General features: G+C 34.8%; 11 protein-coding genes. 6 read left to right on the plus strand and 5 right to left on the minus strand.

Annotated features, from left to right (window positions below; translation table 11 throughout):
- The first annotated feature begins 1 nt into the window (after position 1).
- The 5 genes from LPB88_RS14555 to LPB88_RS14575 all read left to right on the plus strand — a co-directional run bounded on the left by LPB88_RS14555 (position 2) and on the right by LPB88_RS14575 (position 6,182).
- The gene (locus tag LPB88_RS14555; protein ID WP_230716417.1) at positions 2–1,198 is read left to right on the plus strand and encodes an AMP-binding protein; all 1,197 of its coding nucleotides are present in this window, start codon (positions 2–4) and stop codon (positions 1,196–1,198) included.
- A 268-nt stretch (positions 1,199–1,466) separates the two neighbouring features.
- Complete coding sequence (locus LPB88_RS14560) at positions 1,467–3,245, plus strand: hypothetical protein (protein ID WP_230716418.1); 1,779 nt, start codon at positions 1,467–1,469, stop codon at positions 3,243–3,245.
- A 101-nt stretch (positions 3,246–3,346) separates the two neighbouring features.
- Entirely contained in the window at positions 3,347–3,760 is a 414-nt protein-coding gene (locus LPB88_RS14565; protein WP_230716419.1) for a DUF1842 domain-containing protein, read from the plus strand.
- A gap of 145 nt (positions 3,761–3,905) precedes the next feature.
- A complete protein-coding gene (locus LPB88_RS14570; RefSeq protein WP_230716420.1) occupies positions 3,906–5,393 on the plus strand; it encodes a hypothetical protein in 1,488 nt (495 codons plus the stop codon).
- A 93-nt stretch (positions 5,394–5,486) separates the two neighbouring features.
- The gene (locus LPB88_RS14575; RefSeq protein ID WP_230716421.1) at positions 5,487–6,182 is read left to right on the plus strand and encodes a hypothetical protein; all 696 of its coding nucleotides are present in this window, start codon (positions 5,487–5,489) and stop codon (positions 6,180–6,182) included.
- Positions 6,183–6,308: 126 nt separating this feature from the next.
- On the opposite strand, the gene LPB88_RS14580 is transcribed toward LPB88_RS14575, so the two are convergent.
- Together LPB88_RS14580 and LPB88_RS14585 are read right to left on the minus strand one after the other, a co-directional pair.
- Complete coding sequence (locus LPB88_RS14580; protein WP_230716422.1) at positions 6,309–6,968, minus strand: vancomycin high temperature exclusion protein; 660 nt, start codon at positions 6,966–6,968, stop codon at positions 6,309–6,311.
- 144 nt (positions 6,969–7,112) lie between these two features.
- Positions 7,113–9,140: a M3 family metallopeptidase gene (locus tag LPB88_RS14585; RefSeq protein WP_230716423.1), complete on the minus strand. Its 2,028-nt coding sequence runs from the start codon at positions 9,138–9,140 to the stop codon at positions 7,113–7,115.
- A gap of 229 nt (positions 9,141–9,369) precedes the next feature.
- Between LPB88_RS14585 and LPB88_RS14590 the strand changes: the two genes are divergently transcribed.
- Positions 9,370–10,038 (plus strand): hypothetical protein, encoded by a 669-nt coding sequence (locus LPB88_RS14590; RefSeq protein WP_230716424.1) that lies wholly within the window; start codon positions 9,370–9,372, stop codon positions 10,036–10,038.
- 141 nt (positions 10,039–10,179) lie between these two features.
- Here the strand turns inward: LPB88_RS14590 and purE are convergent, their stop codons facing one another.
- The 3 genes from purE to LPB88_RS14605 form a co-directional block, all read right to left on the minus strand.
- On the minus strand, positions 10,180–10,665 hold the full coding sequence (gene purE, locus LPB88_RS14595) for a 5-(carboxyamino)imidazole ribonucleotide mutase (RefSeq protein ID WP_230716425.1): 486 nt from the start codon (positions 10,663–10,665) through the stop codon (positions 10,180–10,182).
- A gap of 94 nt (positions 10,666–10,759) precedes the next feature.
- Positions 10,760–11,908 (minus strand): 5-(carboxyamino)imidazole ribonucleotide synthase, encoded by a 1,149-nt coding sequence (locus LPB88_RS14600; protein WP_230716426.1) that lies wholly within the window; start codon positions 11,906–11,908, stop codon positions 10,760–10,762.
- Positions 11,909–12,112: 204 nt separating this feature from the next.
- On the minus strand, positions 12,113–12,664 hold the full coding sequence (locus LPB88_RS14605) for a hypothetical protein (protein WP_230716427.1): 552 nt from the start codon (positions 12,662–12,664) through the stop codon (positions 12,113–12,115).
- Positions 12,665–12,677: the final 13 nt, after the last annotated feature.

Consider the following 12,677-nt stretch of genomic DNA (forward strand, 5'->3'; position numbering starts at 1 on the left):
CATGTATCCAGTTTGTATCCCCGCAAAAATAGACCATTCTGAATTTCAAAATTATTTTGAATTAGCAAAACAAAATCCTTTGTACGTCGAATTCTATAAAGGAAATGATTTTGCAGCCGGAGCTCCCATGTTAAGCAAAAAAGAATTAATGCCGATTTTAGATACAAAGTTTAAACTTCAGGATGAAAAAACGGGTGTGTATTTGGTGCGCTCCGGCGGAAGTACTCAAAAGCCTTTAGTTTTTCCGGTAGACATTCAGGAAAATCATAATCAACGACTAGCACTGGCGGAAGAACTCACCAGAAACAACTTCTTTACTTCCAAAACAATTGCCCTGAACATTTTTGGTTACTCCGATATGTATCGTACAGCGTCTATTATGGATGATATTTTAGAAAAATGTCAGGCCACAACTTTAGCATTAAGTGCGCATGCCAGTTATACCGACATGCAACAAGCAGCCAAACATTTTAAACCGGATTTTATATTTGGCACTCCTTCAAAATTATTATGTTTTGCGAAGTTCTTAGAAGAGAACAATACCAAAGTAGAAATAGAAAATTTATTTTATGCGGGCGAGTTTTTAAGACCTAAAACACAAGAATTTTTACAAAAAACATTCGGTTCTCAAAATGTTTATTCCATGTATGGCTCTGCCGAAACTGGAATCTGGGCCTGGTCAAATTGCAGTAAAAATCCATCATTGTTTTCCGTGATTAAAGGCATTATAGTCGAAATCATGAATCCGGATGAAAACGGATATGGTACCATTGCAGTTACTAATACTTATCGTAAAAGATTTCCGGTTTTTAGATATGCAATAGGTGACTTGGGCCGATGGGTTGATTTTGAAGGAAAATCTTTTCTGGAATTAAAATCCAGAGAGTCGAAATCTTTTATCGCCTGTGAACTGCACCACGATTTAGATAAGTTTTTTTCTTTAGCAAGTGAAGCTGACGCTTTTCAGATTCAATTGTCGACCAATGAATTTTTTAAGGATGTAGTTCGATTGTTAATCGTACAAAATGTGGCTGAAGATAAAAGGCAGGAATTCATCAAGGAAAAATGCGCCGAGCTGAAAAGACTATTGAATGACGCAGAAGACTGTGTAGAAGCCGATGTTTTGCTGGTTACAGCTGCTGAATTGTATATCGATCCCAATACGACTAAGACACCTTTACTGTTAGATTTGAGATAATGGTTTTTTAGAAAGCGATATTCTTATTCGGTTCTAAAAAAAAAGTTTTATTTCATTGATTATCCGTTTTATGGGTGAAAATGTCAGCCTCGTGACATTTTTTTACCGAAGACCTTATCTGCATTGTAATTTTAATCAGGAAAATAAAAAGAATGGTTACTAAAGGCTATTTCAAACTAAATCAAAAGGACAAAGTTTTTTTGAATTAATAAGCCAATAAAAAAAGAAACCAGACAATCAAAAAAAGTTAACCCCAAAAACTTAACCCATGAAAGATTTATCTACTTCCCCAGCGGCATGCGTGGATCCTATATCAGATTCAAGATACCCAGTTTTACAGCCTTTTACAGGTGCCCAGCCCAAACTTCCACAATATTGGAAATGTACCTGTTTACTTCATCCATTTAGTCCCATTCAAAGTAACAGTACACCCGCAGATAAAGCGAGCCCGTTTTTTGAAATTTGTACCGCAACTGTTTATTATGCAGAAGGGATTGGATTAAATGCTTTGCTTGTAGGTAGTAGTGGCAAAAAATGGTTCTATAAAGTGACTTCATCGGGAACGACAGTTTCTATAGATGGAGGCAGTTTTAATCCTATAAATATAGGCTGGAGTATTCCTACAACAAATTGGTTTGGAAATGAAAGCAGTAAAGCAAAATGTGCAGGAACGAGTTATCTAAACTGGATGAAGGCACAAAAAGTAGACTGGTGGAAAATTCCGGTTGGCAATGCAAGCCCTCCACCTGCTACCTGGATGTGGTTTGACCATAATACTAATTTTCCGGTACGTCTTATGTTCGGACAAGGCCCTGTTGCTTCTCCTTCTATGGGAGATGTCAATCAACTGGCGCTTTTTCAAATGTTTTCCTTTACCTATTTTCCTTCTTTTGAGAAACTAACGAGTAATCCTTTAAATTCACCTATGGTAGCTCCGGCTATTGACGGTTTTTCGTTTGGTAATCCTAACAACTATGAATTATTTACATGGAATACGAATTTTGGAATGACTGTTTTTATGACCCCGGTCAACGAAGAGTTCAATCCGTTGCCAACAAGGGTTTTATATAATTATAGAGACGATGCACAGTATCGGGTTTCTTCGGATAGGAGTCAGAGTACTTTGATGAAATTCACCTACAATCCTGTAAATCCATATACTTCTCAAGAGGCACTTCTTACTGGAACTGCTCCAAGCGGAATAACACCACCGGCAAACAGTGGTGCCGGTTTTCTAATTGATTATTTAGGCGATAAAATAACAAAAGCCATTGGTTTTGGAAAATTTCAATTTCCTCAACAGCGACCAAATTGGGTTCAAACTCCAGCTGTACAAGCTCGTATTCAGGCAACTATTATTGGTAATCCTGTACTTTGTCCAAATGTTAGGGTTACAGTTGTTGGCGTACTTTTTCCACCTTCATCACCTAATTATCCGGATTCTACTTATTTATGGACTTGGTACAGCCCTTTAAGCGGCGATGGAAGAAAAAGCCGACCAGTAACATTTATGCAATCGCAATCGGGTGTAGGCGTAGGAACAAGTCTTGCTTTGGCAGATTATTTTGATTACGAAGAATTTGCAACTCCTATACCACCTTGCAATTTCGCAGTTCCACCTTGTGATTTTACAGTTGAGGCAAAACCGACTCCAGGTACTGATGAAAATCCTAAGCCTGCTTATCCTTGGCTTGACACAGGTATCAGAATGAATGCTAACACAGTTGCAACCATTAAATATATAGATGGTTTATGGACCGCGAATCCAAATATCAACAACGGTAAGTTATACAATGCTGCCGGAAATCCAACTTTTATTAACGCTAAACCAGGCTATGCTTTGCCTAATGCAAATGAAGGAGCTCTTGTAGGGAGAATTGGGCAGACTGTTTTCTTAATCGGGCTGGGAGCCACAACTCCTGCAGGACTGGTTGGAAAATTAGAATTGTGCATCAACGATGATCTGAAAGGAATATATGGCGCTGGTTTGACAGACAATAAAGGTTCTGTACATGTACATATTAGTGTTGCGAATAAATTTTCATAGAAACATATAAGTTTAAAAATAAAAAGTGGAGCAGAACCCACTTAAAAAAACGAGGCGGTACCGAAAAGCCTTACGAGTAGGAAAACCTAAATCAAAAAATTATGTCAGATTTATTATTAGGTGCTTATTTAGCAAAAGGCACAATCGGAAATGTTGGAATGCCAGGTGCTCCAATCGCGTCATTCAGTTTAGTAGTTGTACCATCACAATATTCTGTGACAGGTACAGTTATAATCACTCAGGCCATAAAAGGTCCTGATAGTCATATTGTTGTTCATGTAAAAGGAAAAATCTATGCAACTGGATTTGGTAAAGTTACACAAGTGGTGAGTCTTCATGGAGAATATGTTCACTCTGTTCCTCCACCGGCAATTGGTTCTTTCTTGGCACAGTTTGATGCTCACTTAGCAATCGATGGTGCATGGAATGGAACTGGAGGTTTCTCATATTATAACCATAATATTGAAAATGTACCAGTGGCGTCAGCAAAAATCTTAAAAGAAGAATTAGTTTAGAAATAAATTTTCCCCAAACAAATTCAACAGGATAACAAAAACTTCCTGACTCAATTTGAGTTTTGATTTAAAAGATCGCCTGGCTTGGGCGGTCTTTTTTGTTAAGAGAATCCTGTTTCTGAATAATTACTAAACCAATGAAAAAATGAAAAGAAAACCCATTATTATAATCGTATTAGCTGTCTTTGTAATAGCGGCTATTTCATTATTTTTTCTGAACAAGGAAAAAATAATGAAAAAAGTTGGCAGCTCTTCAGGATATGCCACAACTGCAAAAGCAGCTCAATCATGTGAATGTGAGACAAGCTGGTTTCCGCATGAGCAAACACCTGCACCGGCAGAAGGTGACGGAAGTCCGTTTGATAGTGAAAGTACAACAAATTGTGATTTTCATCAATGGTCATGGCAAAAGTTTCTGTGGGTTACAAAACCGTTAGCAAGCGGGAATCCGTTTTTCTTGGATTCTCTGGATTTAGTTACTCCGCAAATGGAGCCTGTTGTGCCACAGCTGGGTATGAAATTAACACTGAGCTCTATTAACCAGGCAGGTTTTAGTGCTGTTTTACGTTCTAATCCTAAATATAATAATGCTACAGATACTGTGTATTATTCTATTCATGTTAATGCTCTGCTAAAAGACAAAGCAGTTACAATGGCTTCTTTAATCAATAGCGGAAAATTACCGGTTTCTAATTTAGAGACATTTCCTGTTGGGGCTTTAGAATTAAAAGTTTCCTGGATTAATATAGACGCTATTGCCAAAGCGCAACAACAGAATTATTTTACAACTAAGGCGGCTGTTCAAAATAGTAAAGGACAATATGTCGAAAAAACGGTGGCATTATTAGGTATGCACGTAGTAGGAGTTGTAAAAAATCATCCTGAATTTATCTGGGCAACTTTTGAACATAAGGATATGGCGCCCGTTTACGATAAGAAAACCAATTCAGTAACATCCGCAAATGAAATGCTGTTTTATGAAAAAGGGACAACGACTGGTATAAAAGGTATCAAATGGCTTAGAAATGCAACTTCGCCAGTTGTCACCAATAAAGCATTTATTCTTTATGAATATGGAGTGCCAAAGAATTTAAACACTGGCGACTTTATGGCAACAAGCCAGGCTGAACCTGCTAATTTTAATAATATAGAAGAGATCAATAAATGTGTAGCGTCTAATTTGAAAGATGTTTTTAGAAACTATTTTTACAATGGTTCTGTCTGGTTAAATTTTGACGGAGTTTCTTCTGAAGATCAGAAAAAAGCAATTGTAACCAGAGATATTGCAAGTGCACTTCCGGATTCATTAGCAAGAGGTTCTGTTAATTTGGCAAACATTACTATGGAAACCTACACGCAGACTTTTCAAAATGATATACATGATATTAATAATAGCAATGTAGTTAGTTGCTTTTATTGTCATCAATCTTCAAATTTTGATAAAAGCAGGCCGGGAAAATCTCCTTTGTTTTTAAGCCATTTATTTGGAGATTATTTATTGTTTACCAAACCAGCCACAGCACTTACTGGTAAAAATGCAAATGACCTGAATAGTTCACGAGCAAAACGTATTAAAGAAATTGAAGCATTGAAAACGCAACAGCTTATAGATTTTATTAATGCTAAAAAGTAAAAAAAAAGTAAAACTGTCAGTATTCAGGAAATAATGTTGGGTGTGACCCAAAAAGCCCATGAGTACGGACAAATAATCAAAAAAATATAAATTATGTTAAATATAGATGCATTAAATTCGACCACCAATTATACTATTTATTTGAAAAATGAAAGTAGTGATTATAAAAATTTCTGGTGTTTTTTAGAAAAACCTGCCGGCTTACCAAATAGCGGAGTCTTTGCAAATTCATCTGTTTGCCTAAATGTATTGCCAAATTATGGAGGAATAAATAAGTTCGTTATTCCGACTCAATATTCTTTGGGAGCAGGTGCATCAAACCAAGCAGTAGGTTTGGGCGTTCAAATTGATTCGAGTATTATTAGAAACTCTCAATTAAAGCAAACCTGGGAAGCTCAATATGCTACTATACCTCCTTATCAAGGACCAAATGTCAATCTTGTGCAAGGAGAGAGAAGCCCGGATAATACTATTGGTTTACTATCTAATTCATTTGATAGAGTTAGAAATGAAAATGGAAAGTGGTACAGTAACGCGAGTTTTGGTATTCAGACACAAAATGGATTTTTGGGAGTTACGTGGTCCCCATCTCCAAATGATCAGAACACAATTACTCCAAAGTTTTCATTTTATATCGCTACTGGTTCTTTTACAAGTTATGAACTTGCTGATCTTGCAACAATTTCCAGAGGCTCTGCGAAAGTTGAATTAAGCGATTTTAAAAATTTAGAGGTTACTGTTATCTTGACTGCTACAGGAGAATGGTTAGTGCAGTCGGGACGAGTATAGAAAAATTTAGGAAGGCATATATAACGTAGTCCTTTATAAATAAAATCAAAACACACTCATACATTGATTGTTGTTATGATTAAATTCATAAAAAAATCCGAAGTAAATTTTACTTCGGATTTTTCTTTATCGTTTATCTTCTTTAGAATAATTTGAAGCTCCATTAATATCAATTGGATTTCCTAGAAAGCGTGGTTCTCGATTTCTCAAAACATCAAAAAAAGATTTAAATCTGGAAAGATATTCTCTAAAACAAACATATTTGTAACCGTGATATTCTCCATTATTAGCTGAATAACCAACAGATTTTATGCCTAATTTTTGTCCGATATAAATCGCTCGGTTTAAATGGTATTCCTGAGATATTAAGGTCGCTTTTTTGATTTTAAAAATATGTTTGGCGCGATACATCGTTGAGTAAGTATCGAAGCCGGCATAATCAACAAAAATTTTGGTAGTATCAACTCCATTTCTAAAACAGTAATTTTTCATCACCGTTAGTTCATCATGTTCATCACGGCCATTATCTCCCGAAAGCAGAATTTTATTGATACGTTTTGATTTGTATAATAGGATTCCGGCATCCAATCGATCTTTTAAGTATTTGCTTGGCTGGTCTCCATTAATTCCCGCGCCAAAAATAATTCCAACATCATTTTTTGGGAACTTTTTAAGGGAATAATTAATGTGCTTTTTAGTCGAAGTCGTTATGTAATAATTTACGGAGAGAACTGCAACTAATCCAATAATTACAAGGCAAAGGAGGATTTTAAAATATTTTTTCAATTTGTTTTTTGTAAGATTAAGATTTGAAAACACGAAGATAACTAATTTTATTTTTAGATAAAATCAAATAAAAAAAACCGAAACAGAAATGTTTCGGTTTTTTCAATATCTGATATTCTAAGAAGTCTAATAATCTAAGAAAGTCTATAAAAGTCCCGCTCTCTTCAATAAAGCTTCCGGTTTTGGCTCTTGTCCTCTAAAACGTTTGTACAAAATCATCGGATGTTCAGTTCCTCCTTTAGAAAGTACATTGTCTTTGAATTTTGTAGCAATATCGTGATTGAAAATACCATTTTCATGGAAATATTCAAAAGCATCAGCGTCCAGAACTTCAGCCCATTTGTAACTGTAATATCCGGAAGAATATCCGCCTTGAAAAATATGCGAAAAAGCAGTACTCATTGCATTTTCTTTTACATCAGGATATAATTGTGTGTTGGCAAATTGTTCTTTTTCAAAAGCTTTTAGATCTGTAATGTTTGTTGGATCTTGTCCGTGCCAAGCCATATCCAATAATCCAAAACTCAACTGACGTAAAGTTGCCAATCCTTCCTGAAAACTCGCACTTTCTTTAATTTTCTGAACATACTCAATTGGAATAATTTCTCCGGTTTCGTAGTGATTTGCAAACAAAGCCAAAGCTTCCGGCTCGTAACACCAGTTTTCCATAATCTGACTTGGTAATTCTACAAAATCCCAAAATACAGAAGTCCCGGATAAACTTGGGTAAACTGTATTCGCCAACATTCCGTGTAAACCGTGACCAAATTCGTGGAATAAAGTCGTAACCTCATTAAAAGTTAATAATGAAGGTTTCGTTTCTGTTGGTTTTGTAAAATTACAAACGTTCGAAATATGTGGCCTTTCGTTTACACCGTCTTTTATAGATTGTGATTTAAATGAAGTCATCCATGCACCATTTCGTTTTCCTTTTCTTGGGAAAAAATCAGCGTAGAAAATAGACACTAAATTACCATCAGCATTAGTAACTTCATAAGTTGTAACTTCTTCGTGGTATTTATCAATATCAAAAACTTCGGTAAAGTTTAATCCGTATAGTTTTTTGGCAACTGTAAAAGCTCCGTTTAATACTTTTTCTAATTGAAAATAAGGTTTCAGTTTTTCATCATCTAAATTAAAAAGTTGTTGTTTTAATTTTTCAGAATAATAAGCGCCGTCCCATTTCTCTAATTGTTCGATTCCGTCTAAATCTTTGGCGAAAGCCGTTAATTCAGCAAACTCTTTTTGAGCTGCAGGTTTCGCTTTTGCTAATAAATCATTTAGGAAAGAGAAAACTTTCTCTGGACTTTCGGCCATTCTTTCTTCTAATACAAAATGTGCGTGTGTTTTATAGCCTAATAAATTAGCTCTTTCGAAACGTAATTTGGAAATTTTCAATACATTTTCCTGATTGTCAAATTCGTTATTCTGAAAAGCCTTTGCACCAAAAGCAATCGCCATTTTTTTACGCAATTCACGATTATCGGCGTAAGTCAAAAACGGAACGTAACTTGGATGGTCTAAAGTGAAAATCCAACCTTCTTTTTCCTGGCTTTTTGCCAAAAGTCTTGCCGCTTCAATTGTTCCTTCCGGTAAACCTGCTAAATCAGTTTCGTTTGTTAAATGCAATTCGAAAGCATTCGTTTCTGCCAAAACATTTTCGCCAAATTGTAAACTTAACTTCGATAATTCTTTGTCGATTTCTCTAAGTTTATCTTTTTTGTCTTCTGGTAAATTCGCTCCGTTTCTTGAAAAGCTTTTATATTTTTTATCTAATAAAGTTGTTTGCTCCGGATTTAGATTTAATGTTTCTTTTTGATCGTAAACCGCTTTTATTTTAGCAAATAAAGCAGCGTTTAATGTAATGTCATTTCCGAATTCTGAAAGTAAAGGAGAAACTTCCTGAGCAATTTTTTGCATTTCGTCACTTGTTTCAGCCGAATTCAAATTGAAGAAAACACTTGAAAGACGATCTAAAATATCTCCTGAGAAATCCATTGCTACAACAGTGTTTTCAAAAGTTGGAGTTTCAGGATTGTTTACGATAGCATCAATTTCAGCTTTAGCCAAAGTAATTCCTTCTTGAAAAGCTGGTAAATAATCTTCGATTTTAATTTGCGAAAAAGGCGCTGTGTTATGTTTGGTTGTGAATTTTGAAAGTAAAACGTTCATTATGATATAATTATTTTTATTAATTGAAGTCGAAATTTTTGAATTCCAAAGATAGCAATTTAAAGAAATCAAGCGACCATAACAAGATTGATTCTTGGTGTAAAAGACTTGTTAAAGTGTGTTATATATATGTTATTTATTTCTGTAAGGGTTTTAAAAATCTTAAATTGTGAAAAATAAGATTAGAATACTAAAATGCTAATCAGAAATAAATACAAAATAAAGAACGATGAATTATCAAATTGTAATAAAGAGAATCGATACTGTTAATGAAGTAGAAGGATATTGGTCTAATGAAGATTTTATTCAGTTATTAGAAAAATTCAATTATCCGGATGGAGCAACTGCAGACAAAGCCAGTTTGCCGGAATTGTTAGAAATGGCTATTTCAGATTATGAACCCAACGAAGCTGCCGAAATAGTTTTGAAATATAAATTTCCTGATAGATTAAGCGAAGGGCAAATCGAGCAAATATCGCATAACATGTTAATTGATAAAGTTTGTGAGGAATATCCCCAAATAGATATGCAGGGAACTTTGTTTCATATTAATCAATTACTTTTTAAAGCATACAACGGAAAATTTCCAAATGCAAAAGCTTCTGTTGTTCATTTTTCATTAACACCAATCGATGGCGAAGCACAAAAATTGACAGCAGAAAATGTCCTAAAATTATTGAATGGAGGGTTGTCTGATAGAAATCTTATTAAAAGATTGTTCGAAAATCAAATGTCTCAAAATATTCCGTTTCCTGAAGCTGAAAATATTATTTGGGAATTAAATACAAATGATGATATCAACTATAATTTGGTTACTTCAGAAAACTGGATAAACAAAGAAGATATTACTGAATATGAATTTGAAGCTGTTCTGGAAGATATTGAATTTGAAGCATAATTTCAGATTATAAATAAGTTTTTGTTTCACAAAAACTCGCAAAGAAAAGACGCAGAGATTCACAAAGTTTTTCTTCACTAAAATGTGAAAAAGCTCGGTGAATCTCTGCGTCTTTTCTTTGTGTATCTCTACGGAATAATCTTATTTTTTCAAACCTTCAGCAGCTTTATTAACCGCAGCTTTTAGTTCTTCTTTGTAAGCAATAATGGTATTAAGGACTTTTTTATCGTGACTTCCGATGATTTGTGCTGCAAGAATTCCGGCATTTTTTGCTCCGTTCAAAGCGACAGTTGCAACAGGAACTCCGCCCGGCATTTGAAGAATCGATAAAACCGAATCCCAACCATCGATAGAATTGCTTGATTTTACAGGAACTCCAATTACAGGAAGCGGTGACATCGAAGCAACCATTCCTGGTAAATGTGCAGCTCCTCCGGCTCCGGCAATAATTACCGAGATTCCGCGAGTGTGTGCATTTTTACTGAAATCGAATAATTTTTCCGGCGTTCTGTGTGCCGAAACGATATCTACTTCAACTTCAATATTAAATTGTTTTAATATGTCGATGGCATCCTGCATGACTGGCATGTCAGAGATACTTCCCATTATGATGGCTACTTTGCTCATGTTTTTTGTTTGTTGTTTTTTGTTTCAAGTTTTAGGTTTCAGGTTTTTGCCGTGACTGAAAACTGTTGTTTTTTTTACTTCTAAGGACTAATAACTAAGCACTAATCACTCTAATAGTATTCTTCACTTCTTCAGCAATTCTTCTGGCTTCTGCCATGTTTCCATTTACGATTGTAACGTGACCCATTTTTCTGAAAGGACGTGTTTGTTTTTTACCATAAATATGTGGTGTAACGCCATTCCAACCTAAAATAGTTTCGATATTTTCATAAACTACATCTCCGGAGAAACCTTCGGCACCAACTAAATTTACCATAATTCCGGCAACTTTGCTATCTGTATTTCCTAACGGAAGATCCAGAATCGCACGTAAATGATTTTCGAATTGTGATGTATAACTTGCTTCGATAGAATAATGACCCGAATTGTGTGGGCGAGGAGCAGCCTCATTTACCAAAATTTCATCGTCATTGGTTTGAAACATTTCAACTGCCAAAAGCCCAACGTGATTAAATTTCTCTGAAACATTCAAGGCAATTGCTCTGGCATTTTCAGCAACTTTATCATCAATTCTTGCAGGACAAATTACATATTCTACTTGGTTGGCTTCCGGATGAAATTCCATTTCAACAACTGGATATGTTTTAATTTCTCCAGATGGATTTCTGCAAACAATAACCGCCAGTTCATTTTTAAACGGAATCATTGTTTCTGCAATACATTCTACATTTGGTAAAGTATCTAAATCAGAAACCTGACGAATTACTTTTACACCATTTCCGTCGTAACCAAATTCAGTACATTTCCATACGAACGGTAATTTTAGATCGTTGATTTTAGATTTCAGATTGTCTAAATTTTCAAATCTTTCAAAAGGTGCAGTTGGGATATTATTTTCTGCGTAAAATTGTTTTTGGATTCCTTTATTCTGAATTCCTTTTAAGGTTTTTGGCGAAGGATATATTTTTAAACCTTCATTCTCTAATTGCGTTAATGCTTCAAGATTAACCAATTCGATTTCAAAAGTCAGAACATCAACTTGTTTTCCAAAATTATAAACCGTTTCATAATCCATTAAGTCGCCCTGAAAGAATTTATTGCAGGCAATTTTACTTGGAGCTTCGTCACTCGGATCTAAAACATAAGTTTGTATATCAAATTTTCTGGTGTCGAATAAAAGCATTTTACCCAATTGTCCTCCACCTAATATTCCTAATTTAAAATCAGAAGAAAAATAATTCATTGTAGTTGTGTTTTTGCAAAGATACTTTTTAATCTTTTTTTTGCCACGAATTTCATGAATTTCATGATTTTTTTAGTGTTTGGATTTTAAGGAAAGACTGTTTATGGTTTTTTTGCCACGAATTTCACGAATTAACGCAAATTTTTTATGCTCGAATTTTAAAGAAATATAATTCGTGAAGATTAGTGTAATTCGTGGAAAACGCTATTCAATTTTCTTTAAAACTTCTCTGGCAACGGCTTTATACGCTGCTGAATGATCTGCGTAATCTTTGTTTAGAATAATTTGTAATTCGGGATGGATCCAATCGTAATGGTTTCCTAAAACATATAAAGTTCTTATCGAATAGGCTTTTGTGGCAACTTTTACGTCATTAATCAGCCAATCAAAAGATGCTTCGATACAATCTTGCAGATTAGCTTCGGAAAGTAAAATATGATTTTTGTCTTTTTTGTAATGTGATTTGACTAATAGCTGAACAATTTTTGCAATTGGGCGAATGGAGCTTTCATCTTTCAAAATCTTCAAATTCGAGCAGAGAAAATCAAGATGAGGTTGTAGCCAAATCAATTTTTCGTAAGATACAAACTCTAAAATCCAGCACGCTTTATGATTGTTTTTGTCTGATGGAGAAAAACAAATTGCAACTAATTCCTCAAATAACGAGGGGTTTTCTAAAACATCTTGTGCGACTTGAAGACGGTTTTCTCTGTAAGCTTTTAGATAATCAAGTTTTGAATGTAATTCCGAAGACATTTTTATGAGTTTA

Source organism: Flavobacterium sp. JAS, from assembly GCF_020991455.1.
In the GTDB taxonomy this organism is placed as follows: Bacteria; Bacteroidota; Bacteroidia; order Flavobacteriales; family Flavobacteriaceae; genus Flavobacterium.

Bases quoted from the DNA above. Each gene is read 5' to 3' on its own strand.
- LPB88_RS14585 (WP_230716423.1), bottom strand. From the start codon at position 9,140: ATGAACGTTTTACTTTCAAAATTCACAACCAAACATAACACAGCGCCT.
- LPB88_RS14600 (WP_230716426.1), bottom strand. From the start codon at position 11,908: ATGAATTATTTTTCTTCTGATTTTAAATTAGGAATATTAGGTGGAGGA.
- LPB88_RS14575 (WP_230716421.1), top strand. From the start codon at position 5,487: ATGTTAAATATAGATGCATTAAATTCGACCACCAATTATACTATTTAT.
- LPB88_RS14560 (WP_230716418.1), top strand. From the start codon at position 1,467: ATGAAAGATTTATCTACTTCCCCAGCGGCATGCGTGGATCCTATATCA.
- purE (WP_230716425.1), bottom strand. From the start codon at position 10,665: ATGAGCAAAGTAGCCATCATAATGGGAAGTATCTCTGACATGCCAGTC.
- LPB88_RS14565 (WP_230716419.1), top strand. From the start codon at position 3,347: ATGTCAGATTTATTATTAGGTGCTTATTTAGCAAAAGGCACAATCGGA.
- LPB88_RS14590 (WP_230716424.1), top strand. From the start codon at position 9,370: ATGAATTATCAAATTGTAATAAAGAGAATCGATACTGTTAATGAAGTA.
- LPB88_RS14555 (WP_230716417.1), top strand. From the start codon at position 2: ATGTATCCAGTTTGTATCCCCGCAAAAATAGACCATTCTGAATTTCAA.
- LPB88_RS14605 (WP_230716427.1), bottom strand. From the start codon at position 12,664: ATGTCTTCGGAATTACATTCAAAACTTGATTATCTAAAAGCTTACAGA.
- LPB88_RS14570 (WP_230716420.1), top strand. From the start codon at position 3,906: ATGAAAAGAAAACCCATTATTATAATCGTATTAGCTGTCTTTGTAATA.